Here is a 758-nt window from a genome sequence, read left to right on the forward strand (position 1 = left end):
CGGACGCCGGCCATGGTCGCGAGTGGGAACCGTCGTCGTGTCATGCAGATGTTCTTCTGTTGCCGGTCAGCGGCGGCGGAACAGGCCCTGCGATGGTGGCTCGGACGGCGGCCGCGGGGGAAGGCGGGCCGGTGGGGCGGCCTTGGGAGCGACGGGGTGCCAGCCCGCGGGCATCGGCAACGGCGCGTCCTCGGGCAGCCGGCGGATGGTCGGATCGTACGGATCAAGCTCGCCTATGCCGAAGCGGACATTTTTGATCTTCCACTGAAACGAGTCACCCGCTGTGCCAGCGAGTTTGTAAGAGCCGTCTGGCAGGAACACGGCCCACGTGTCTTTGGTGGGCCCGAGCAGCGTGGCGATCAGGGCGCCGGTGGCAGCGTCCCACAGGCGTACCGTGCCGTCGTTCGATCCGGAGGCGATGATGGATCCGTCCGGGGAGAATCGAACCGACCACACTGTGTCCGCGTGCCCTCTGAGGGTGCGCAGGTGTTCGCCAGTTGTGGTATCCCACAGCTGCACTGCGCGGTCACCGGCCGCGGCGGCGATGGTGGCTCCGTCCGGGGAGAACGCCACCGACCGTACCGAGCTCGTGCGGGAGCTGGGGATGGCGTGTCGGAGGTGCCCGGTGGCAGCGTTCCACAGGCGTACCGTGCCGTCGTTCGATCCGGAGGCGATGACGGCTCCGTCTGGGGAGAACCGCACGGACCATACTGTCCTGGTGTGCCCTTGGAGGGTGTGCAGGGGCTTGCCGGTGGTGG

At 68.3% G+C, this 758-nt stretch carries 1 protein-coding gene; it reads right to left on the reverse strand.

All coding sequences use genetic code 11. The features are described from left to right. Positions 1 to 66 precede the first annotated feature (66 nt). Positions 67 to 758, reverse strand: a 692-nt coding sequence (locus AC5LUJ_RS01210; RefSeq protein ID WP_493464334.1) for a WD40 repeat domain-containing protein, incomplete at its 5' end; no start/stop codon positions are given.

Source organism: Protofrankia sp. CiP1_Cm_nod3 (assembly GCF_982290655.1).